This is a genomic window from Pseudohalioglobus lutimaris (genome assembly GCF_002866825.1).
GTDB lineage: Bacteria > Pseudomonadota > Gammaproteobacteria > Pseudomonadales > Halieaceae > Halioglobus > Halioglobus lutimaris.
In genome coordinates this window covers 88383-112039 of sequence record NZ_PKUS01000011.1, presented here as the reverse complement: position 1 = coordinate 112039, position 23657 = coordinate 88383, and the positions used below count along the sequence as shown (strand labels likewise).

Annotated in this window: 19 protein-coding genes; 5 read left to right on the top strand and 14 right to left on the bottom strand. The window is 55.9% G+C overall.

The genetic code is table 11. The features are described from left to right. Positions 1-4: 4 nt before the first annotated feature. From C0039_RS10955 to C0039_RS10925, 7 genes are all read right to left on the bottom strand, one after another. Positions 5-2401: an efflux RND transporter permease subunit gene (locus tag C0039_RS10955; protein WP_076001472.1), complete on the bottom strand. Its 2397-nt coding sequence runs from the start codon at positions 2399-2401 to the stop codon at positions 5-7. Between the two features lie 24 nt (positions 2402-2425). Beyond that, positions 2426-3508, bottom strand: coding sequence for a WD40/YVTN/BNR-like repeat-containing protein (locus tag C0039_RS10950; RefSeq protein ID WP_076001473.1), 1083 nt, complete (start codon positions 3506-3508; stop codon positions 2426-2428). 80 nt (positions 3509-3588) lie between these two features. After that, positions 3589-4950 (bottom strand): DUF1329 domain-containing protein, encoded by a 1362-nt coding sequence (locus tag C0039_RS10945; protein WP_076001474.1) that lies wholly within the window; start codon positions 4948-4950, stop codon positions 3589-3591. 57 nt (positions 4951-5007) lie between these two features. Continuing rightward, positions 5008-6840: a DUF1302 domain-containing protein gene (locus tag C0039_RS10940; protein WP_101518065.1), complete on the bottom strand. Its 1833-nt coding sequence runs from the start codon at positions 6838-6840 to the stop codon at positions 5008-5010. 421 nt (positions 6841-7261) lie between these two features. Then, positions 7262-8275: an SDR family NAD(P)-dependent oxidoreductase gene (locus C0039_RS10935; RefSeq protein WP_101518064.1), complete on the bottom strand. Its 1014-nt coding sequence runs from the start codon at positions 8273-8275 to the stop codon at positions 7262-7264. Between the two features lie 5 nt (positions 8276-8280). After that, on the bottom strand, positions 8281-9033 hold the full coding sequence (locus C0039_RS10930) for an SDR family NAD(P)-dependent oxidoreductase (RefSeq protein ID WP_084179878.1): 753 nt from the start codon (positions 9031-9033) through the stop codon (positions 8281-8283). Between the two features lie 102 nt (positions 9034-9135). Then, positions 9136-10221, bottom strand: coding sequence for an AraC family transcriptional regulator (locus C0039_RS10925; protein WP_084179879.1), 1086 nt, complete (start codon positions 10219-10221; stop codon positions 9136-9138). Between the two features lie 108 nt (positions 10222-10329). Here C0039_RS10925 and C0039_RS10920 point away from each other — a divergent pair, with 108 nt between their 5' ends. Both C0039_RS10920 and C0039_RS10915 read left to right on the top strand, forming a co-directional pair. Further along, entirely contained in the window at positions 10330-10839 is a 510-nt protein-coding gene (locus C0039_RS10920) for a hypothetical protein (RefSeq protein ID WP_076001479.1), read from the top strand. A 2-nt stretch (positions 10840-10841) separates the two neighbouring features. After that, complete coding sequence (locus tag C0039_RS10915) at positions 10842-11600, top strand: SDR family NAD(P)-dependent oxidoreductase (RefSeq protein ID WP_076001480.1); 759 nt, start codon at positions 10842-10844, stop codon at positions 11598-11600. A 49-nt stretch (positions 11601-11649) separates the two neighbouring features. Here C0039_RS10915 and C0039_RS10910 read toward each other — a convergent pair whose 3' ends face one another. Genes C0039_RS10910 through C0039_RS10900 form a run of 3 tightly spaced genes read right to left on the bottom strand, consistent with a single transcriptional unit; the run spans position 11650 to position 14313 of the window. Further along, on the bottom strand, positions 11650-12582 hold the full coding sequence (locus C0039_RS10910; RefSeq protein WP_207796428.1) for an NAD-dependent epimerase/dehydratase family protein: 933 nt from the start codon (positions 12580-12582) through the stop codon (positions 11650-11652). Positions 12583-12606: 24 nt separating this feature from the next. Then, positions 12607-13668, bottom strand: a complete 1062-nt coding sequence (locus tag C0039_RS10905) for an alkene reductase (RefSeq protein WP_076001481.1) — start codon at positions 13666-13668, stop codon at positions 12607-12609. 3 nt (positions 13669-13671) lie between these two features. Continuing rightward, a complete protein-coding gene (locus C0039_RS10900; RefSeq protein ID WP_076001482.1) occupies positions 13672-14313 on the bottom strand; it encodes a nuclear transport factor 2 family protein in 642 nt (213 codons plus the stop codon). Positions 14314-14455: 142 nt separating this feature from the next. Here C0039_RS10900 and C0039_RS10895 point away from each other — a divergent pair, with 142 nt between their 5' ends. Further along, the gene (locus C0039_RS10895; RefSeq protein WP_076001483.1) at positions 14456-15295 is read left to right on the top strand and encodes an alpha/beta hydrolase family protein; all 840 of its coding nucleotides are present in this window, start codon (positions 14456-14458) and stop codon (positions 15293-15295) included. A gap of 4 nt (positions 15296-15299) precedes the next feature. Here C0039_RS10895 and C0039_RS10890 read toward each other — a convergent pair whose 3' ends face one another. Beyond that, positions 15300-17024, bottom strand: a complete 1725-nt coding sequence (locus C0039_RS10890; RefSeq protein ID WP_076001484.1) for an SLC13 family permease — start codon at positions 17022-17024, stop codon at positions 15300-15302. A gap of 344 nt (positions 17025-17368) precedes the next feature. Here C0039_RS10890 and C0039_RS10885 point away from each other — a divergent pair, with 344 nt between their 5' ends. After that, positions 17369-19699, top strand: coding sequence for a putative bifunctional diguanylate cyclase/phosphodiesterase (locus C0039_RS10885; RefSeq protein ID WP_101518063.1), 2331 nt, complete (start codon positions 17369-17371; stop codon positions 19697-19699). Positions 19700-19717: 18 nt separating this feature from the next. On the opposite strand, the gene C0039_RS10880 is transcribed toward C0039_RS10885, so the two are convergent. The 3 genes from C0039_RS10880 to cysC all read right to left on the bottom strand — a co-directional run bounded on the left by C0039_RS10880 (position 19718) and on the right by cysC (position 22565). Further along, a complete protein-coding gene (locus C0039_RS10880) occupies positions 19718-20674 on the bottom strand; it encodes a DHH family phosphoesterase (RefSeq protein WP_076002424.1) in 957 nt (318 codons plus the stop codon). A 73-nt stretch (positions 20675-20747) separates the two neighbouring features. Further along, on the bottom strand, positions 20748-21935 hold the full coding sequence (sat, locus tag C0039_RS10875) for a sulfate adenylyltransferase (protein WP_076001486.1): 1188 nt from the start codon (positions 21933-21935) through the stop codon (positions 20748-20750). Positions 21936-21947: 12 nt separating this feature from the next. Beyond that, entirely contained in the window at positions 21948-22565 is a 618-nt protein-coding gene (cysC, locus tag C0039_RS10870; RefSeq protein WP_076001487.1) for an adenylyl-sulfate kinase, read from the bottom strand. A gap of 154 nt (positions 22566-22719) precedes the next feature. Between cysC and C0039_RS10865 the strand changes: the two genes are divergently transcribed. Beyond that, on the top strand, positions 22720-23604 hold the full coding sequence (locus tag C0039_RS10865) for a LysR substrate-binding domain-containing protein (protein WP_076001488.1): 885 nt from the start codon (positions 22720-22722) through the stop codon (positions 23602-23604). Positions 23605-23657: the final 53 nt, after the last annotated feature.

Genomic DNA, 23657 nt, shown 5'->3' with positions numbered 1-23657 from the left:
CCGATCAGGCCTGCGCAGCCAGCTTCTTGGGCTTGACGAGGAAGTGGGCCAGCGCTGGCATCAGGATCAGCGCGCCAAACATGTTCCAGATGAACATGAACGTCAGCAGTACCCCCATATCAGCCTGGAACTTGATCGGCGATGCTGTCCAGGTAATGACACCTGCAGCCAGGGTCACGCCAATCAACGCAACGACACGGCCCGTAAAGTTTAGCGTTTCATAGTAGGCCTGGGTCAGTTCCATACCCTGCTTCTCCTTGGCGAGAATCACGGTTAGAACATAAAGCGCATAATCCACACCTATACCCACGCCCAGCGCAATTACCGGCAGGGTTGCCACTTTCACACCCATACCCAGCCACACCATTAACGCTTCACACAAGATTGAGGTGAGCATCAATGGCAAGACGGCGCAGATCACGCCTGGTATGGAGCGGAATGTCAGCATACAAAGCAGGGTCACTGCCCCGTAAACGTAGAACAGCATTTCACGGTTGGCTTTCTTGACCACGATATTGGTGGCGGCTTCAAAACCGGAACTACCTGCAGCACCCATAAACTGGATTTTTTCGTTCTCACCCCACTCGACATTGAATTGGTCAAGGGTATTCACAACACGGGTCAGCGTGGCCGCTTTGTGGTCAGACAGGTACACCAACATGGGCCAGATAGAACAGGCCGGGTCGACGTACTCCAACGTAACCAGCTCGCTCACCGCATAATTCACCGTGTCCTGATTACGAAACAGTGCCTGCCATTTGGGGAAGCCTTCGTTGATACCCATCATTATTTCCCGGGTACGCACATTGAGACCGCGAACGTCCTCGACGCCTTCCAGTTGACGCAGTCGCCACTCCAGCTCGTTTGCCAGGCTGAGCCCCTCATAATCGATACAGCCGTCTGCCGGGGTCTTTGCGATGACCGCGAAGACATCCGTGCTGACCGAGTAGTTCTCGATCATAAAGCGCACGTCCTTGTTATAGCGCGAGTTCTCACGTAACTCCGGCGCCCCTGCATCAAGGTCACCTATCTGCAGGTCCTGAGCCACCACAATACCGATAGCCGCCAGTACCACACTCACCGCGATGGCAGCCGCAGCCGGTCCACGCTTGGTAAACGCCAGCAGGAATCGCCAGAGCCAGTGCATCTCTTCAATGGACTTATGCGGGTGTGATGCGCGTTCAGCACACTTTTTACCAACACCTGTGTAAGACAGCACAATGGGAATCAGGATCAGGTTGGTAAAAATCAGCACCACCACACCAATACTGGCAGTAATGGCCAGATCCTGAATCACCTGAATCTGGATAATCATTAACACAGCGAAGCCCACTCCATCTGATAACAGAGCTGTGACGCCGGCCAGGAACAGACGACGGAAGGTATAACGCGCGGCAATATAGCGATGCGTGCCCCTGCCTATATCCTGCAGCACACCATTGAGTTTCTGTGCACCATGGCTAACACCAATAGCAAATACCAGGAACGGCACCAGGATTGAGAACGGATCCAGTTCATAGCCGAGGTAGGAAAGTATCCCCAGTTGCCACATAACAGCAACCAATGTACAGGCAATCACCATAAGCGTTGAACGGAAGCACCGCGTGTACCAGTACAACAGCAAGGTGGCGATGATCACTGCGACGCCAAAGAACACCATCACCGCCATCAAGCCGTCTATGAGGTCACCGATCAACTTGGCAAAGCCGATGATATGAATGGAGCGATCCGGGTTGCCTTCAGTAAACTTGGCGCGAACCTCTTCCAGCTTCTTACCCAGTTCCGCGTAATCCAGGCGCTCTCCTGTCTCCGGGTTTTTGTCCAGAAGCGGAACAATAATGGCGGCCGACTTTTCGTCGTTGGATACCAGGTCGCCCATGATACCGGCACGCATGATATTGACCTTTACCTCGCCTATTGATCGGGCGGAACCGTCAAAGTCACCGGGAATTACTGGTCCACCTTCAAAGCCTTCCTCAGTCACGACACGCCAGCGGGTATTAGGCGTAAACAAGGACTTCATCCCGTTGCGGTTTACTCCGGGTATGAAGAAAATCTCATCATTGACCTCCTCGAAAAACTTCAGGTTCTCCTTGGTGAAAATGGTGCCATCTTTAACAGCAACGACTATTCGCAGGTTGTTGCCGAGCCCCTTCAGTTCGTTGCGATTAGCCTGGTAGTTGATGACATACTCGTGGGCTTTGGGTAATGTTTTCTCAAAACCCGCCTGCAACTTGATCTGGACGGCCTGATAACCGAGTACAAGCGTCACCAGGGCACAGATTGCCATAACCACTGCACGATGGTTAAACACCAGTTTTTCCAGGAACGTCCCGGAGTTGTAATCAAAGTCATTCAGGTCCGAAATTATCGGCAGGTCTGACTGTTCCACATGGGCCATTGCGTTCTCTCCGATAATCTATTGTTATTGCGGAAGCTTCAGCTTCTCGATGCCTGCGGGACCGCCCAAAAGCAAACTGCCTGATGGTCCCTCCTCTACGGCATATATCCGATTGCCAGTGGTCAGGGGCACCAGGCTGAATGTCCTTCCATCATCATCACTGATAAGGATCTCGCCTGCGATACCCACAAACACGATGCGGCCATCATCCAACACCACCGAATCAACCATGGAACTGGTTGGGCGTTTGGGCACCTCATCCCAGGTTTGCCCCTCATTCTCAGTACGGAACATGCGGCCGCGAAGGCCACCCAGCACGATAGCACCGCCCGGTGTCGCTGCCGTCGTGAAGAAACTTCCCTGCCAGGGCACTGTCTCCACCAGTGTTGCTACTTCCGTATCGGCATCACCGATCATGAACAAGCCCGCCTCACCGCTCATGAAGAAACGGTTTTTCCCGGAAAGATTGGCAACGTCGTAGACGTGGTAAAAGGAGTCATTTTCAGTAGTTTCCAGAACATGGACCCAGCTTTTGCCGCCATCCTCCGTCTTCAGAATCATGCCGTATGCGCCCAGCACATGGCCATATGTTGGTGAGTGGAACTCCACCTTGAACAGCGGCTTATCCGCTCCCTGTTCGATGGCAAACTGCATCTCATCAACCATGAACGGGTACAATTCGTTGTCAGGGTTATCCGCCGTGAGCTGCTTATAGTAGGCCAAACCCTCTTCGCCATAACGCTCACCGTCATATTGCTTAACCCAGGTCTTGCCTGCGTCTGAGGAGTGCAGTATTACACCCTCATGACCCACTGCCCAACCCAGTTCCGGTGTCACGAAGTAGATATCCAAAAGGCTGCTGCGTACGGGCACTTCCGCCTGAGTCCAGTTAACGCCATCATCCGAATACAGAATATGACCACGATGACCCGTGGCGTAGTACTTGCCGTTAAATTCGCGCACGGCGAATATAAGCGACCTGGCGGCCAGTTCACTGGGCACTGCCGGCAGGTCCAGTACGTCATAGGGTTGCGCAGACACCATGTTCGCTGTCGGTGCCATTGCGACCGCGAAAAGAATCCCTATCAGCGCTCTTCTTATTCCCATGGGGCTGCTTCCCGTAATTATCCAGTTTTTAGACAAAAAAGGGGCGCCACGAAACGTAGCGCCCCCGATTTCAACATACCCTAGCGTACACCGCTACGAGCCATGCCTTTGGGCGTGAAGTAGGAGTCGCTCTGCTCTACACCGTTCTTGAAACCGCCGGGAACGGGCTTGGTGTTAATGTTGTAGAGGCCCTGTACCAGGTCGTATGCGCCATACGCAAAGTGGTAATTGGACTTGATATCATAAAGGTTGGCGCCGTAGGCGTACTGCACGCGCCACAGGTTGCCCTGACCGTCATAATTCTCCGCTGCAAGTCCCTGCCAGCTGTCCTCGTCAATGTAGAAGCGACGCTTGCTATACAGGTGACGGCTGCCCTCTTTCAGAGTGGCCTCTATCACCCATACACGGTGCTTTTCCCAGCGAATCACCGACGGGTCGATGAACTTCTCACCCAGCACGTCCTTCACCTCTGTCTGGAAGACAAAATCGTAGCAAGTGTAGGGGATGATCATTTCCTTCTTGCCAACCAGCTTCCAGTCAAAGCGCTCGGGAGAACCGTTAAAGATGAAGGAGTCATCGTAGGTAGATGTACCCGCAACACCTGGGTTCGGCGTATCAAACGATACGGCCGGCGCAAGGCGCACACGACGCTGGCCGGTCAGGTACTGCCAGGCCTTACGACCCTTGCCAGCGGTAAAGTCAGCGCCGGGCTCATGCACCAGAAGGATTTCACCCGCACGGCGGGCAGGCGCCTTGTAGTTAATGCGCAATTTCACCCACGGGATGTCGCCAATCACCTGGTCCTGCACCTTGTACATCGGCAAAACATTGGTAATGAAGCCGGTAGTAGAGAGGATGGGTTTGCCGTTAGAGCTGACGTAGTAGGTGTCATAGGTGACCGAGTGATCGGTCAGATAACGGGTCAAGTGATTCCACAATACCTCCAGCGCGCTTTGCGGCAGAGGAAACGGAACGCCGGGAAGAGCACCTGCCACTCGCTGGCCTCCGTCTTCAACCGTCGCCGCCACAGCGTTCTTGGCGGTGTTTTCGTAGATCCACTCGGGCACAACGAACTCGCGTTTGGTTGGATAGACGTCCATCCTGAACCCATCTGCACCGAGTTTCTGGAATACTGCTTTGGTGCCCTCGGTCAGAACGTCGGCGTACTCCTGATAGTTGCTGCCGTCGATGCTGTATATCGGCTTTTCATCCGGGTAGGGGTTGACGTAGTTATCGGAGCCGGCAACAAAGTTTGCGGGGATGGGCGTGCCGGCCGGGTTCCAGGCCGGAATACTCCCATCTGCGTTACCTGCGGCCTCAGCGCCCATGGGCGTGAGGTCCTGGCCGAGACGAGCCGCTTCCTCGGGGGAAACCGCCGCCATGGCACCGCCGGCAACGAAGCTGCTAAAACATATTGCAGCCAGAGTTTTCTTATACATCATAGGTAAATCCTCTTATACGATCTTTTTATAGCGTTATAGCAGTAGACTAGACCATTCCTAGAAGGTTCGCTTTACAGTCAGGGAGACGTTGTCCCTGTCCTTGAGCAAGCCAGCGATGCCGGCGTTTACGGGGCCGAAATAGGCGTTATAGCGCGCATCGACAATCCATACACCATCCTTGACCATCTCCACGCCAATGCTGCCACTGCCGCGCTCTTCATCGCCGCCGAAAGTGAAGGGGCTCTTCTCTCCGTCAATGGTGTAGGAAACAGCCATGGGCAGAGTCAGGTCCCAGCCAGGTGCAACCTGGTACCAGGTAGGGCGGAAAACCGCAGCAACGGTGCTGACGACGCGGTCTTCGTAGACGCGGTAGTCAAGCAATTCACAGTTCTCGGTGCAGTCATCGAGCATCTGGAAAGTTGCTTCGAGAATATAGGAACCGCCGTCCCAGAAACGCCCGCTTTGCAGTAGGCCTACGCCGTTGATTACAACGGACCAGACATCGCCAACCGGACCGAGGTAATTGGACGAGTCGTAGCTATCATAATCGCCGGGGATATGACCTAGGCCGAGCGCGCTTTCAATCAGTGGCACAAAGGGCTCAGGTGCGCCATAGAAACGCTGCAGACCTTTAGCAAGGTCAGGGGCAAGACCGGTATCCTGACGCAGGACTATATCTGCCCCGACGCTGATGCCACCGATCTCTTTCGCCAGTGATATGGCATACAGATCGATATCGTCTTTGAACAGCCACCCGCCCTGGCCATATACAATGGTTCCGGCGCCAGGATCAATAACCGGGTCATTCGGCGGACATGGCTCCAGTACACCCGCGGCACAACCGCCATTCCAACTGGAAAGCAACACTGCTGCCAGCGGGTTGCTGGCGGCCTGAATGTTGGCAAGCTGGCCTGTATCGAAACCGGCGTGCAGACCGTGCAGGTTCTTGTCCACGTAGTTGAGGTAGATAAAGCTGGTTTCCAACGACCAGGCGTCAACAAAATACTGCACGTTGAAGCCCCAGTCGCCGCTATCATGCTTGTCTTTGTTGCCGCTCAGACCAGTACGAAACGGCGCGGAAGGGCTGCCGGGCGGCAGGGTAATGAAGTCGGTATCCTCGGTCAGGCCCTCAGTGGGGCTGAAGTAGGTACCCGTTTCCGGAAGACGGTAGCGCTGATGCTCGAAGTTATAAAATGCATTCAGCGTCAGGTTTTCAGTAGGCTGGAATACGGCAGAGATCTTGGCCGTGGGCATGAACAATTCTTTCGCTTCCGAGCCGGGTACCGAGAGTGCCTTGGAGAAGTCCAGAGGCGCCATGGCGCCGCCTATACCGGCTATCGCACCGGTGGCGAGCAGACTGTTGCCCCAGTAGATAGTGTGCCGGCCGGCTCGAACACCCAGGGAGGTGTCGCCAAAGTACCAGTTACCAAATACGAAGGCGTCGAGTATCTCACCGCCGAAGTAGTGCAGGTCATCAGCCGCATCGGAATATTCACCCGGATCAACGCTGGAACTTGCCCAGGTGTAAATTCGATCGGACGGGTGATCCGAATCCTTATATGCGTAGTCGTACCAGGCGGAACCACTGATACGGAAACCGAAGTCCTGGCGCCAGATCACGTCAAACTCTGACAGCACGTCCAGACGGGTGCTGACGATGCCACCGTTGCTGCGATCTACCGAGAGACTGGCGTCGTCAGCGAGAAAAAACGCTGCACCACGGCGAGGCGTATTGACGTCTTTATCCTGTCTTGCCACACGGGACATGACATTGGCTTTGACGGTGTTGTCCCAGCGGATTTCCCAGTCATCTGACGTGTCGAACTGAAAAGCGTTGGCTTGCGTGCTGATGGCGGCGAGAACCGACATGGCGAGCAGCTTCTTCTTCATATTACTTCCCTCTGCGAGTGTAGTGGTGCGTTTTGATAGTCAAGGCGGCTTGGACCGCTGTTTTTTTTAGTTGCTTGAGCGAGCCGATTTATTCTCCGGCCCTGCTGGAGCCGACCATACGCCGGCAAAATCTGTCATAACAGTACTGGTTGAAACGCAGGTCTAGCGGCATCTTATGTTGCGCTGTATGGGACAGCATAACTCCGTTTTAACACTACATGCCCCCTGTTGGGGCCACTCTACTGGCCGCATACTTTGTTTTTAACACGGCTCTGGAGCAACTGCCAGTTTACGTACTCGCGAAACATAGTACATCAAGCCTTCCGCAACCACGTATTGATATGGGACACGGTTTTGTGATTTTAGGCCATTTTTTTTCAAACGGGAAGTCCCGGGAGGAATATACCACTCCCGATACCCGCTACTCGGCGATCTTCCCTGCCTGCTTTGCCGTAAGGTAGCCCGCCTCAAACATCCAGCGTATGGTGTCCGCGAGCGTCTCCTCCACCGGCCGGAACTGGAAGCCCAACTCCTTCTCGATCCGGCTATTGTCCATGCGCACCCAGCGCGTGGCATAGTTCAACCCTTCCCGGGTCAGCGGCACATCCAGGTTAAACAAAGGCGAGACTCGTTCGGTAATACTGCCCAGCATACGCATGGCAGCGCCTGATACCGGCACCTTGATGATGCGTTGACCGGTCATTTGTTGCAGCAAAGGACCTAACTCGCGCCAGGGGATGTAATGACCGCCCAGCACAAAACGATTGCTCGCAGCCTTGCCCTGCAGTATCTGCAGATGCGCGCTGGCGATGTCACGGGCGTCCACATACTGGTTCCCGGAGCTCATCAAGGGGACAAACTGTGCCAGGTAAGTTTGCAAGCCAATATGCGGCTCAGTAAGTTCCGGGGCATCCGGGCCCATTACCGAGGCGGGATAGACGATGGTAACGGGCGCCCCCCTTTCCTGTAGCGCACGAACATACTTTTCGCAGGCCACTTTGGAGCGACCGTAGCCTGTCGGCTTTGGCGAGGTGGGTGAGTCCTCATTAAGGATACGAGCAGAAGGATCATACAGCGCAGTCACACTCGACACATGAATTACCCGCTCCATGCCTGCTTCGACAGCACCCCCGACGACGTTACGCGTACCCTCCAGGTTGACCTGGTAAACCCGCTGCGCGTCGGCAGCCTGAGTGGACACCAGGGCCGCCACGTGAATCACTGCATCACACCCCTGCATCGCCGCGTTGACTGAATCCGCGTCGGCAATATCCCCACAAGTGAAGTGCTGTACCACGCCCTCACCATAGACCTTGGTCAGTTTCTCCTCGCTGCGAACCAGCAAACTCACCTCAATACCGGCATCCAGAAGCGCCTTCACTGTGTGGTAGCCAATGAAGCCCGTTCCGCCTGTCACCATCACCCGCATAGTCATACCCTTTATCCAATAAACGCCTGACCGCCATCCAGGGCAATGGTCTGCCCATTGACATAGGCTGAGCCACTACTGCACAGCAGGGCGACGAAGCGCCCGATGTCCTCTTCGCAGTCGCCGATACGGCGCTGCGGGATTGAGGCGACGAACTCGGCCGCCTCTTCGGGACGGTTTTCCACCCACCATTTCAATCCCGGCGAGGTCGCATGAGGCATAATCACATTGGTGCGAATGCCGTCGCCGCCCCACTCACAGGCGGCTGCGCGCGTCAGTGACCGGATGCCTTCCTTGGTGGCCGCGTAGGCGCCATAGCCGCTCATATCCCAGCGCTTGGCTGCAGCACTGGCCAGGTTAACGATACAACCGTCACCCTTTAAGTGTGGGTAGCAGAGCTTCATCATGCGCATGGTCGCCAGAGGCCCCGACTCGAAGCCAGCAGTGAAGGCCTCGTCGGTGACATCCTGCAGGGTACCCAGCGGCACCTCCTGCGCATTGTTGACCAGGATCTGCAAACCGCCGAAATGCGCCACTACCGACTCCACGCACTCCTCCAGCGAAGCCAGTGACTTGACCTGGCAATGCACCGGGTACGCTTCCCCGCCACGCTCATGAATCAGCGCACAGGTGGTTTCGAGTTTCTCCAGAGTCCGTCCGGTTACGGCAACCCTGGCACCCTCCGCTGCCAGTGCCAGGGCAATACCCTGACCGACACCCTGCCCTGCGCCGGTTACCAGTGCGACCTTTCCTTCTAACAGCATAATTCTGCTCCTTGTGACTGCGACATGAACACGGCAAGTATTATCGTTTATACGATGCGCATTGGAATAAACCAGCCTGATCTAATCCGCTGACATTTGCGCTCAGGATTGACCACCACCCAGCGACTGAATTTTGTCGCGGTAACTACGGGGCGTTTCTCCCGTCCAGTTCTTGAAAGAACGCACGAACGAGCTGGGCTCTGTAAAACCCAGGTAGTCGGATAATTCTGCGACCTTGGTATCTTCATTGAGCAATTTGTCCACGGCTACCTGACATCGAACCTCGTCCTTTAACTGCTGATAGGTCGTTGACTCGTGCTGCAGGCGTCGGCGCAGGCTTGATTCGGACATGTGCAGTTGGCGCGCCACATCGGTAAACGAGGGTAGACCTGTGGCCAGGTCAATGCTGATCAGCGACTTGATCGCTGCACTGGTGCTCGATGGCTCACGGTCGATCAGAATAAGCTGGTACACCGAATTATCCAGGAACTCGCACAATGACTCGGTGGTATGCACTATACGGCGCGTCAACTGCGCTGCGGGGAAGCGAAACTGGTTTTCCGCCGTATCAAACTCAACGGGAGCGCCAAACTTCGCGGTCATGCTGTCGTGATAAGCGCTATTGACGAACGGTGCCGCCACCTCGACCTGAGTCACCTCCAGGCATTCGCCAACAAACCAGCCGCAAAGTGCGCGCCAGACCAGCAACCCTGAAGCCTTGGCCACGGTGTCCTGGTAGTCGGCGCGATCCCAGTGTTCGGGCGCCAGCGCGGCTCCGCGTTCGGTAAACTTGATCTGGTAGGAGAGGCGCGCTTCTTCGCCATGCACATCAATAGCCACCCGGTGACCTATCATCGGGTAAAGCATTTTTTCGAATCGGGACGCCATGGTGAGCGCTTCGCCCAGTGTACGTTCACTGATCATGCAATGGCACATCAGGGCGAAGGCCTCACTGCCGACACCCGCACCCCAGGGCAGCGGCTGCTTCAGGGTCTGCATCTGTGTGACCGCTTCTTTATAGAGCGCGGAGTACTGCCTGCCAGACAACGGATCGCCCGGGTCAAGAGCCTCGACACGGCTGATAGAGAGGCCTACGCAAGCGGCAATGGCGTCCGCGTCCAACCCGAGATGTTGCAGGTAATCCAGCAAACGGAGAAACTTTCTCGCCGGAACGGTAACTTCTTTCATGCAGACCGCGATTGATTATGTTTATAAATATGATCGGTGGAGACCTTGCCCCACCCGTCTTGCAGACTATCATAATGGGATAATTGAACAAGCGAGGAATCAGCAGCCATGAACGCTCCCGCTGGGCACCACCTGCGCCATGAAGCACTGATCGGTGGCGTGTCAAATGCTGTATTCAATGGGCTGATCGCCTGGCTCCTGCTGCGTTCCGGGCCTGCTCTGCAGTGGGGGGGCGAGCACAGCTTTGCCATAGACATCATCGCTACCGCACTGTTACTGCCCTTCATTGTAGCGTTGATCGTGATACCCCTGCAGCGCAGCAAGTTGAGGAAAGGCCGCTTGCAGAGCATAGATCTCGGACCACAGTCACCACTGCAGCGCCTGGCCGACCGTTTCCCCTACTCTGTCTTCAAGAGCGCTTTACTATTTGGATTGATCGGCTGCCTGCTGATCGCCCCGCTTACCCTGGCGGGCTTCTACCTGTTCGGCATAGAACAGGTAAATCCACTAAACTACTCTCTTTTCAAAGGCCTCTGGGCCGGTGCCATGGCCGCTGTTCTGGTCGTACCTATGGTGATGGTCGCCCTGCGCCCACTGCCCTCAACAAACGGAGAATGAAAATGCTGTTACTGGAAAATAAATCGGGCATTGTCACCGGTGCCGGACAGGGCATAGGCCGGGCCATTGCCCAGCGCTTTGCCGCCGAGGGCGCGTCAGTGGTTGTCGCCGACTTCAACCGTGAGGCGGGCGAAGAGACTGTACAACTGATTCTCGACCAGGGCGGCCAGGCAAGCTTTGCTTATGGCGACGTCAGTGACGAGGAGTCCGTCAAAGCAATGGTCGATACTGCGCTGAAAAACTGCGGAAAACTGGACATTGCCTGCAACAGCGCCGCACTCAGCAAGGGCTCGGGCCCGATTCATGAATACACCAGAGAGATTTTTGACCAGACCCTGGCAATGTGTCTCACTAATACCTGGCTGTGCATGAAGTACGAAATTCCCGCGATGCTTGCCCAGGGCGGCGGTGCAATCGTCAATATCTCCTCCAACGCCTCATTGCGGGGGCAGGCCTTCAATACCGCCTATGCGGCAGCGAAAAGCGGCGTCAACCTGCTGACCAAGAGCTCCGCGGCGGAATATGGTCCCCAGGGCATTCGCATCAACGCCGTCTCACCAGGGGTGATCCGCACACCGGGCCTGGAGCAGTACTTTGAGGACCAGCCGCAGATCGCCGAGGGCTTGAAGCGCGCGGCGGCGATGAACCGCCTGGGTGAGCCGGAAGAAATTGCCGAGGCCGTGGTTTTTCTGTGCAGCGACCGCGCCTCATTCATTACAGGTCAGATCCTTTCCGTTGACGGTGGTGGCGCCGTCAAGTAGCCGCCTGGAGGGAAAACAGCGCCAGCTGCCAGCAAACACCCTCGCTGGTCTAGCTGGCAGCGCGTAATACCCCTGGCGCCAGGCTTTGTAATTGACGCAGGATACCATCGCGCCAATCAACTGAAGTGGGTCCAATCAACTCTTCCATTTTCGTGGTGTCGATTGCAAGGCTGCCAAAAGCCCTGGGGTTCGCGCTGAAGCTGGCCTCGAGACCGGTCAATTCGCCGATGTAGGCACACCACTCTTCTATACTCACCTTCTGCGAGCCGCCGAAATTCATCGTTGTTACCTCTTCACTGGCGGCGCCGAGCAGGTAGGGAATTTTGGCAATGTAATCGTCTACGTGCAGAGGATTATAGTAATTGGGCGCATCCGGATGGACCTCGATGGGAATGCCCTGTTGCATCATCAACATGTGGAAGTACATCCAGCCACCATTGTCGCCATAGGGGACGCTGAGCCGGGCGATTGTCGTGGGAATCCCCTGCTGATGGGCGACAAACCGACACACTGTCTCCGCGGCAATTTTGGAAATACTATAGGTCGGGAACATGACTCGATGATTATCACCCAGTGGCGAGTTTTCCTTACGAGGCTCCTGACCGGCATATTCATAAACCGCGGTCGATGAGAAGTGGACGAAGCCTTTGGCGCGCGGACAGCGCATCATCAGGTTACCCACGCCCTCCCCATTGGCGGCGAGGTCATACTCAAAGTCACCACTCTTGACCACCGCAAAATTCAGCACGTAATCTATATCGTCAGGGATCGCGGCCAGGGTATCGGGCCTGGATAAATCAGCTGCGATCACCTTCGCCCCCATCGACGCTATGCGATCACGGTCTTCCTGCTTGCTGAATCGAGCCAAGGCATAGACGTCAGCCACCCTGGCGAAATGCTCAACGACTGGCATCGCCACCTGTCCGGTGGGCCCGGTAACAAGCAGTTTGCAACCGGCCAGGTCAACGGGCTGTACGGGCATCGTTATCTGCTCGTCCTGGTGATTTCAGGCATTACTGTAGTCGATATAGCCCTTTTCACCGGGTGTGTAGAGAGTGGCGGGATCAAAACGCGACAGGGCGTCGCCACTGCGCCAGCGCGCCGGAAGATCGGGATTCGCGATGAAGTGGCGGCCGAAGGAAACCGCGCTCAGTTCTCCTTTAGCTACAGCCTCTTCCGCTTCCTCAAAGCTGTAACTATCATTCCCAATCAATCGGTCGCCAAAGAAGCGTCGACCCAGTTCCAGGTTGTCTACCCGGCCGCCGGGCAGACGGATGACGTGCAGGTACCCAAGACCCAGCCCCTGGGCCTGCGCGAGCAGGTGTTCAAAGGTTTCCTGCGGATTATCATCGTGGAGGTCATTGAACGGGTTAGCCGGGCAGATACGCATTCCGACGCGGCCTGCACCGGAAACTGATGCCATGGCACTCAGCGTTTCCAGCACGAAACGGCAGCGGTTTTCTACCGTGCCGCCATAATTGTCGGTGCGCTGGTTGGTGCCGGTGGAAAGAAACTGTGCGGGTAGATAGCCGCTTGTACAGTGCAGCTCTACCCCATCAAAACCAGCCTCGACGGCATTTACCGTTGCCTGTCGATACTCCTCAATCACCGCAGCAACCTCCTCCGAACTCAGTGCCACGGGGCAATCATGTGGTTGCATTCCGGACTGGTCAGTATAGATTTCGCCGGCTGCCTGAATAGCGGATGGCGCGACCGTCCCTGCCCCATCGGGCTTGTTCAGGGCATTGGAAACGCGACCTACATGCATGATCTGGGCAACAATAGTCCCTCCTTCAGCATGCACAGCATCCGTGATGCGCCGCCACTGGGCGACCTGCTCTGCTGTATAGATACCTGGCGTGCGACAATAACCAAGCCCTGCCGCGCTGGGCGCAATACCTTCAGACACGATCATGCCCGCCCCGGCGCGCTGTCGGTAATACTCCAGCATCAGGTCGTTGGGCATGCCGTTGGCGCCAGCACGACTGCGTGTCATAGGCGCCATAACAATGCGATTGCTCAGTTGCAACTGGCCCAGGGCCAGAGGTGTAAATAGGTCAGTGCTCATGGTTCAACGTACCCTGATTTTTGGTTCGCCGGCATCGCCGCGCATGGTTGAAAGAAATTGGTCCAGCGGTGCTGGTGCCGCCACTTCTGGCTCGTCAGCATCTGGTGGATTGTCCCAGAAGGATTCCCAGGAAGGCCAGAGGTCGTGGAACGCCCCGGCATAGGGCTCGCGATCAGGCCAGCGCATCTTGTTATCGCCAACGGGCGGTTTATTGAGGTCCGTCGCGTACCAGTAACAGGGTAACCTGCGGCGAAAGTACCAGCGCCCTTCCACTCGCTCATAATTATCCCAGTACACCATCTGCATAATGACCCACTCGATGCTGCCATCTGCGCAGGGTGTTTCATGCTCATTCTTGCTGTACACAACACCATGCGCATGATCGACGTCATCAAACTCGATAATGTGATTACCGGTGTGATGAGAGGTGCCGGTAAACTGCAGCCGCAGGGTGTCGTCCAGCCAGCGCTTCAGGTGCGCTCTGCCGACCTTGTCACGGCTAACGCGGATATCAGGTGCGAACAGGTTAACGTGTGAGTCCAGGTCACGCATGTCCAGCGACAGCGCGTACTTGGCCGGTAACTGGCGTATCTCATCGAGGGCTTCGAGCCGATCAATCCTTGCAAGCAGTTCCTTTTGTGACATTCAGGTTTCCGTGGGTTACAAAACCATGAGCTTAAGGTTCTCCTACTCCGGTGGTCAACGACTGCTGCGTTAATAATGAGCGATTTTTGCAGCCACCGCCCGCGAAACCCTGATCAGTGCAACTATGTGATATAAAGCGCTAATGGAAACACGTCATATCACTGCTAAAGATGGCACCAGCATTCCCATTTACTGGTCTCCCGCGCAGACACCCAGGGCAACCCTGCTGTTACAGCCAGCGCTGGGTATTCAGGCCAAGCTCTACCGCCCTCTTGCGGCGGGACTCTCGACGCGAGGCTGCTCTACCGCGATTATGGAGCAGCGCGGGCACGGCCTTAGCAAACTCCAGCCCGGCTACAATAGTCATTATTCTTTTACTGAAACACTAGAACAAGATATCCCGGCTGTTATGCAATGGCTGCAAGAGCAGGTAGAGAATAAACCTCGCCTGATCGGCGGGCACAGCCTGGGGGGACACTTGTCGACTCTCTATACGGGGCAGCACCCGGGTGAGATACACGGTGTGGTTCATCTGGCCTGCGCATTCCCTTTTATCGGTGACTACAGCGGCAAGCAAAAACGGATGCTTCAGCTATTGTGCAGGCTCATACCGCTGTTCGCAGTTTTCCCGGGCTACTACCCAGGTCACCTCATCGGTTTTGGGGAAAAAGAATCCATCGCGATGATGATGCAATGGAGACAGTGGGCAATCAGTGGCGAATTCGATTTCGACAGCCACAAGGGACTGACAGATGCGCTCGTCGACTACGCGGGCCCGGTCATTTCCCTTAGCTTCGAAAAAGACCAGTTCAGCACAGCGGCCGCTGTGGAACGCGCCCTCTCGCCATTCTGCAATGCGTCAATTGAACGCACGCATCTTGGCGAGCAGCAGCAGGGAGAGTTTCTCGGACATAGCGGGTGGGCGAAACAGCCTGATGGCGCGGTTGAAGCTATCGATACCTGGCTCAATCACACCCTGTAGTTCACTAAAACGGAAACAGACGGGGAATAAGCACCAGCACCACAAGCGAATAGACCACGGACAGGGGTAGGCCTGCGCGGAAATAATCATTCAGCCCATAACCACCCAGGTTTTGCACCATCAGGTTGGTGGTGTAGCCATAGGGCGTTAAAAAGCTCGCGCTGGCGCCATACGCCACCGCCATAATAAACGGCATATGCGACAGACCGTAGCTCTCCGCCAGACCAAAGGCGATCGGGAACGCCAGTGCTGCCGCCGCATTGTTGGTCATCATTTCAGTCAGTAACAGCGTGCCAAAATAGATTCCTGCCAGCGCGGCCCAGGGCCCCAGAACCGCCAGATGTTCATGTAGAAAATTAGCCAGCACACCCACAACACCAGTATTGGTCAATGCCTGAGAGAGCGTGAGGGCCGAGGCGATAATCAACCAGATCTCGAAGGGAAAACGTCTACGAAGCTCTGAGCCCCGCACCACCTTCATCATCAGCATGGTGACCAGTAAAAAAGCCATACCCTTGATAAGGGGCACGATGCCAGTGGTTGCAAGTACAATGACCACCAACAACACGGCAGTAATCAAGTAGTTCTGCAGTGGTGTTGTTTTAACCCCGCCCACAGACTCATCTACCACAACAAAGTTCTTGCCCAGGTTCTTGCGTTCGTTGAAATCAGCGCCCACCGCGAGCATCATGTTATCGCCGGCCTGTATGGTGATGTTGCCCAGTTTCCCCGAAAGGCGCTTACCACCCCGACGCATGCCGACCACCGCGGCATCAAACAGCGATCGGAATCCGCTATCTTTTATCGTCTTACCCTCGATAGTCGCGTTGGGCATCACGATAACTTCGATCATATTCTCCCGCAGCAGGCCCTCTTCTATCGCGAACAGTCGCAGGCCGTCGATCTCGTCCAGGGTACTGACCTGGTTGATATCACCGGAGAAAATCAGTTTGTCGCCTGCCTCGATAAACTCCTGCGGGGCAACTGGTGAAATCAGGTGCTCGCCACGAACAAGTTCAACGAGGAACAGGTCTTCCAGGTCGCGCAGTTTGTTCTCCGTGATACTTTTTCCCACCAGCGCTGAATCAGGATCCACTTCTGCTTCAATCAGGTATTCGGTAATGTCGATCGCATCGTCCTCTGTGGCCGGCAGCAGGCGTGCAGAGAAAACCAGCGCGACAAGCCCGAGTCCAGTCGCGGTTGCACCGATCGCAAAGAAATCAAAAAAATCCAAGCCGGTGCCGGTGACGTCCTCGAGAAAGCTGCTCACGATCAGGTTTGTGGAGGTACCAATCAAGGTCATTGTCCCGCCAAGTATCGCGGCGTACGAAAGGGGAATCAGCAGGCGTGACGCCGGGTGATGTTTGTTACTGCGCACACTGTGAGCAAGCGTTGCTACTACCGCAGTATTGTTAACAAATGCGGAGAAAAATGCCGTCACGGCACCCAGGCGAAGCAGGCTGAAGGTGTAGCTTTCCGTCACCAGTTGACCAGACAGGCGAGAGAGCCAGGACAGTTTTTCCAGGCCTACGGATACCAGCAACAATAATACAAGAGTAATCAGGCCACTATTGGAGGCCTTTGACAGAACGTCTGCGGTATCAACAAGACCGACAAAATAGGCTGCAAGCATGGAACAGGTGAACACCCAGACGGCAGGCCAATCGGTAAAGATCAGGCTGGCAACCAGGCACGCAAACAACCCGACGATCAACAACTGGTCAATCATTGACGGCTTCTTCTTTTCCTTCCTATTAAAGCCATTAGCATACTTTGTTGCGTCGATAATGGACAGGCAAATACAGAGACAGAGGTGCGTAGTGTGACCTGTTTCGCGTAACTTTTGTCACCTTTACGCAACCGACACAACTGCACTATTCTCCCTTTTGAATTTGCGAGGATCACTTTCCTCATGCTAGCTTCCCTCTACATAAACTACTGCACTCCAGCCATTGGATTGGACACAGGCCTGCCAGGAAGCAGTGTACGAAAAAAGACGCAAACACAGGGGCGCTGGGCGAGGACAATGACTGCCTTCACCGGGTTAACAGGAAACAACGAAGCTGGGGCCGGATGAGAATTTCAGTCCGCCTGGGTCTGACCTTTGCCGTCACTCTTGTCGCCATCGGGGTGATCTCAGGCATCGCTACGGCACTTCGCGAATTCGAACTGGAGACCGCCGCACTGGCCAGTCGGGCCGAGGCCAATCTGCGCGGGCAACCGGGGTTGCAGTATTTCATCTACCAATCCGACAGGGCAAAGCTGGAACAAGCTCTCGCCCAGTTTCTCTCCTCTGACTCAGGTACCACAGCACAGGTGTTCAATGGCCTCGGCGAGCTTCTCGCCAGCGCCACGCGCGCGGGAGCCAACCGGCATGAGCCTGACTCTTTTACCGGGGTACGCCGAAGTATGATGACCCTGGATGGGGGCATACGCTTCTTTGACGCAGGGACCGGCGCACCACTGCGCCTGAGTCTCTGGCAGGCACTGGGCAATTCACATGCCCCCATTTATCAGACCCTGCCGGTTCTTACCAAGGTCAACACCGGTGCAGCCGGACTCACCGCAACAGACTTTACTGTTGCTATAACCGGCGATAGCGCCAATGCGAGTCAGCGCGTTATAGGTTATGTACACATATTGTCGGATCCGGCCGTGCTCATTGAGAAATCCCTTGCAGCTGGCCTGCGTGTCATGCTCTTCCACTTGCTGCTGGCAATGCTCGGTGGATTGCTTGCCTGGTTGATCGCCAGGCGGGTCACCCGGCCACTGCGAGAGTTGGCACTAATGGCTGACGCCGTCGCTGCCGGGGAGATCAACGAGCCGATCAAAGTGGGTGGTGGCGAGGAGTTGGAGGACATCACCCGGCTGTTTAACGGCGTTATCGAGGGCATCCGTGATTCGAAAAAAGTACACGAAATTGACAAGCGCCTGCTCAGCCTGAAAGTTCAGGAGCGCAGCTCGCAGCTATCGGAAAGCAGTCAAGCTCTCGACAAGGCAATGGAGGAAGCAAACAAGACGCGCGACCAACTGGAACAGGTGGCCAATTATGACGACCTTACCAAACTACCCAACAGGCACCTGCTCACAGAACAACTCGGCCTGTTACTGAAGCTGAACCAGCGCCATGGTCATACTCTCGCCCTGCTGTTTGTCGATCTTGATGACTTCAAACGCGTTTATGACTCTCTGGGTATGGGTGCAGGTGACAAACTGTTGGTGGAGGTTAGCAAACGCATTACCCGAACAGTGCGCGATAGCGATAGCGTCGGCTATCTCACAGACGGCAAGACCGGGATTGATGTCGCCAGACTGGGCGGGGATGAATTCACTATCATCCTGAATCAGCTCGACTCGGCGGATTCGGCGGCTGTGGTGGCCGGCCGCCTGATCGACAACCTCACAGCCCCTTTGACTATCGCCGGGCACAAGTTGTCGCTGCACCCCAGCGTGGGCATTGCTATCGCACCTACCGACGGTAAGGATGTAGAGAGCCTGCTTAAAGCTGCGAGTACCGCCAAATATCATGCCAAGCAAGACGGCAGTGAAACCCGCTATCGCTTCTACCGCAGCAACATGGGTCACCAGGGTGCGGAGCGCCTGCGCCTGGAGTCAGACCTGCGTACCGCCCTGGAACAGGGTGGTCTTAGCCTTGCTTACCAGCCACAAATCGATACCAACTCGGGGTCCGTCATCGGTGCCGAGGCGCTGCTGCGCTGGGAGCACCCGCAATTGGGCCAGATACCGCCCGCCAAGTTTGTCAACCTGGCAGAGAAAGCGGGGCTGATGGAGCAATTGGGTGACTGGGTACTGGTTGAGGCCTGCAGGCAGGTGCGTCGATTCAATGATGAGGGCGTCAAACTGGGCAAAGTAGCGATCAACGTATCCGCGCTGCAGTTCTCCATGGCCTTCGTTGAGAAGGTCAATGCAACACTGGCAAAGTCAGGAATAGAAGCCCATCAACTCGAATTAGGTCTCAGCGAGGCGATTATGAGCAGCAATGAAACCGAGACCGTCGGCGCGCTGAAGGCGCTGCGCGACAGCGGCGTTTATCTCTCAGTGGACGACTTCGGGACGGGTTATTCCCCACTGCACTATCTCAGCCAGTATCCGCTGGATGAATTAAAGATTGACCGCAGCTTCCTGCTGGAAGCGGACCGCACTGACACCGGCGCAAAACTGGTTGTGGCGATCCTTTCCCTGGCGCGCAGCCTTGGACTGAAGGCCCTGGCTACCGGGGTTGAAACAGAGGCCCAGTTCCACTTTCTCACCGCCAACGGTGCCAACCTGATTCAGGGCTATTTATTCAGCGAGCCGGTGAGTGCAGAGGCGCTCAAGCCGATGCTGGCGCCCTGGCACTTCGTGGATCAGGTACAGCAGTTGTCAGCAACGGCCCCCGAATAACGATTCACTCAAAGCCAGTTAACCGGAGTAGGCTTCAGCGAAAGCGCTGGTGAAGCTCTCCAGGCTGCCCTCGGGCAAGTCGTTGATACCCGCTGCCGCTGCCCTGCCCCCACCGGTGGGAAATTGCATACACAGCTCTGCCGCGCCCTGCTTGTTGCTCAATGGCGCGCGAACGCTGACCAGGTAATTACCGTTGGCCTTGCGCGTCAACACTGCATGGGCTCTACCGGGGTTATCGGTAGCCAGGTCATTACTGTATACACCACTTACCCTCCTGGCCCAGGCCTCGTCGGGCAGCATAAACACTGCAACAGACTCACTGGCATGGACAGGTTGTAACGCTGCAGCCTGCGCCATATCCGCGTCATAACCCTGCGCAAGTCGAGTGAAGTCCGGCGATGCACTCACGAACTCCAGGGGTGAACCCGCCGCGTAAAGCCTTCGATATAGCTCTTCAGGGTCAAAGTGCAGGTCCTCTATCGCCGGGCCATAGCCATTGTAATTGATGCAGGTGCCCAGCCGCTCCAGCGAGGCAAGGTCTGCTGCTGACAACTCCAGGTCCCTGGCGAGCGTTCGCGCTGTGTCCTTGAGGTTATCACCGAACGCGCCAGTCACGGCCCAGTCGACATGTGCTCCGCCGAGGTGACCGTTGACCAACGCTGCAGTACACACATCGGGGGCCTCGTTAATGATACTGGTAAGGCCCGCGTGATCTGGAATCTCGCCTGGGAAATGGTGATCTACATAGAAAACTTTTGCTCCTGCAGCCAGAACGGTGTCCAGCGCTGCCCGGTTTTTGTCCATGGATACATCGAGCACGGTGATATCATCGCCCGGTGCGGCTTCGACCCTGGCGAGCAGGTTGATATCACGCTTCACACCTGTGACCAGAGTGGCATCGCGCGGCTCGGCGAGGCGCAACTGGATAAGCGCGCAGATCCCATCTGCGTCGCCATTGAAAAGATCGTAGTTCATTTGCTTTTCCGTATTGGAGTGGGCTGGCGCCCAGGTTTTCCCGGCGCCAGCCATTGACGGTTACGCCAGGTCTTCAGCTGTCCAGCGACTGGTAGTAATCGGACAGGATCCTGGCGACCTCAGGGCGAGAAAACTCCGGAGGAGGCGCAATACCCTTGCCCAGCATCTCCCGCACTGCTGTGCCTGAAAGCAGCACGAAGTCTTCCTTGGCATGGTCGGGCGCATCACGCATCATTACCACCTTGTTCAGCTTTTTGCTGTATGCGGTGTGGTCCGCCTTGTAGATTTCCAGCTCCAGCGCATCTGCGGGCACTTCCTCGTCGAAGATAGTCTGCGCGTCAAAGCCACCGTAGTAGTCCCCCACCCCGGCGTGATCACGGCCAACGATCAGGTGCGTGCAACCACAGTTCTGGCGGAACACAGCGTGCAGCACCGCCTCGCGCGGGCCAGCATAGAGCATGTCGAAGCCGTAACCGGTAATCATGACGGTGTTGGCAGGAAAATACACTTCCACCATCTTGCGAATGGACGCATCACGCACCTCGGCAGGAATATCGCCCGGCTTCAGCTTACCCAGAAGCATGTGAATGAGAATACCGTCGGCGCCCAGGTCCTCCATCGCCATGCGGCAGAGTTCTTCGTGTGCCCGGTGCATGGGATTACGCGTCTGGAAGGCAACGACCTTCTCCCAGCCGTGTTCCGCAATCTCGTTGCGAATCTCTACGGCGGTGCGGAAAGTATCCGGGAAATCGGCCTGGAAGTAGGAGAAGCCAAGCACCTGAATAGGACCCGAGAGCACGGTCTTGCCCAGGCTTTTGAAGGTGGCTACACCGGGGTGCGCCCCGTCCAGGGTACGGAAGATTTTTTCCGCCATGAAGTCGATTTGCTCGTCAGTCACCGTCTCCACGGCCTCGACGTCCATAATCGCCAGCACAGGGTTACCCTCAACATTGGGGTCACGCAGTGCGATACGGCTACCCGCCTCAACACCAGCCTCTTCGGTCATGTTGAGAATGGGCACAGGGAAAAACAAGCCTGATGTAGTGTGCATGTTCTCGGCAATCGAGAGCGCATCGGCGAGATTCATGTAACCAGTCAGTGGATTAAAATATCCGCCACCGAGCATCACTGCGTTGGCCGCGGCCGCGGAATTCAGCAGCAGCGAGGGCAGGCTTTCAGCTTCCGCTATAAGTGCGTGGCGTTTTTCAGTGTCGTAGACGAATAACGGGTTCAGTTCATCTGAACCGTGTGGCTTGATCATGGTGCTCTCCTGTTACTGTTTGATGATGCCGCGCTCGCGCAGCACGGCAAGAATTTGATCGACCTCTTCCTGCAGGGTTTGTTTGTCCGAGTGCAGGTGTATTTCAGGGTTATTGGGCGCCTCATAGGGATCGTCGATTCCGGTAAAGTTCTTGATCTCACCCGCACGCGCTTTCTTATAAAGCCCTTTGGGGTCGCGCTCCTCTGCGGCCTCCAGCGAACAGTCGACAAAGATCTCAATGAACTCCATACCGGCCTCGTCATGCAGCTGACGCACCTGATCGCGGTCCGCACGGTACGGGCTTATAAAACTGGACAGGGCGATCTGGCCAGCATCCACAAACAGCTTGGCCACCTCACCAATGCGACGAATATTCTCAGTGCGGTCCTCCGCAGAGAAACCCAGGTTCTTGTTAATGCCCATGCGCACATTGTCGCCATCCAGGCGATAGGACAGTATGCCCATTTCATGCAGGGTGCCTTCAAGTTCAACTGCCACGGTGCTTTTTCCAGATCCGGAGAGTCCGGTGAACCAGAGCGTCGCGCCCTTGTGTCCGAGAATTTTTTCGCGGTGTTCGCGTGTGATGTCGCCCTCGTGCCAGTGCACGTTGGTTGCTTTCTGCTCTGCCATAATTGCATTCCTCTGCTGCTATTGGGAGCTGCGGCCCAGCATGGCTCCCAGGTTATTGTTGGAGGCGAAGGTTACGGGCATTGGTGCCATATGTAAAACAGGATATCATGGATCATTCTATCGGTTTTACCGATACACAGCTGGAACCGCAGATATGAAGTACACACTGAGACAACTGCAGATTTTCCTCGAAGTGGCCAGGCAACAGAGTATTTCTCGCGCGGCCCACACCCTGCATATGTCACAGTCAGCCGCCAGCGAAGCCCTGCAGACCCTGGAGCACGGCTACGATATTGCATTGTTCGACAGGGTCAGCAACAAACTGACGCTGAACGCAGTGGGTCAGACCGTCCGTAAAGAAGCCCAGTCGCTGGTCGACCATGCGCTCAGTTTTGAGGAAGTACTCAAGACCCATAAAGGGCTGGGACATATCAAGGTGGGTGCCAGTTTCACCATAGGCAACCACCTGGCAACGCGCTATCTCGCCGACTACCTGTCGCAGTATCCTCAGGCAGATGTCGCCCTGGAGATCGCCAACACGCCGGAAATTGTGACCAAGGTGCTCGATTACCAGATCGACATCGGCATGATAGAAGGCGAGGTCCAGCACCGGGAACTGAAGTTGATTCCCTGGCGAGAGGATGAGCTGGTGGTTTTTTGTGCCGCCAATCACCCACTGGCGCGCAAACGCAGCCTGTCTACCCGTGACATAAAAGACGCGGCCTGGATACTTCGCGAACCCGCTTCCGGCGCGCGCCAGACTTTTGACAAGGCCATGGCCGGCTTACTCCCTGACCTCAATGTATATATGGAGTTTCACCATAACGAGGCCATCAAGAATGCGGTGGAGTCAGGACTGGGGATTGGTTGCCTGTCGCGCATCGTATTACAGCGTAATTTCGCCAACGGGGACCTGGTGCCGCTGGCCCTACCCAGGCGGGATATGCGCCGCACTTTCTATTTTGCACTTACCAGGCAGCGCTACCCGCTGGAGTCAGTACAATCATGGATGGACACCTGTCGTTCGCTTGACGCCTAGCCCGGCAGACTCATTTCGTATTAACCTTGATAGCTGCGAGCACCCAGATATCA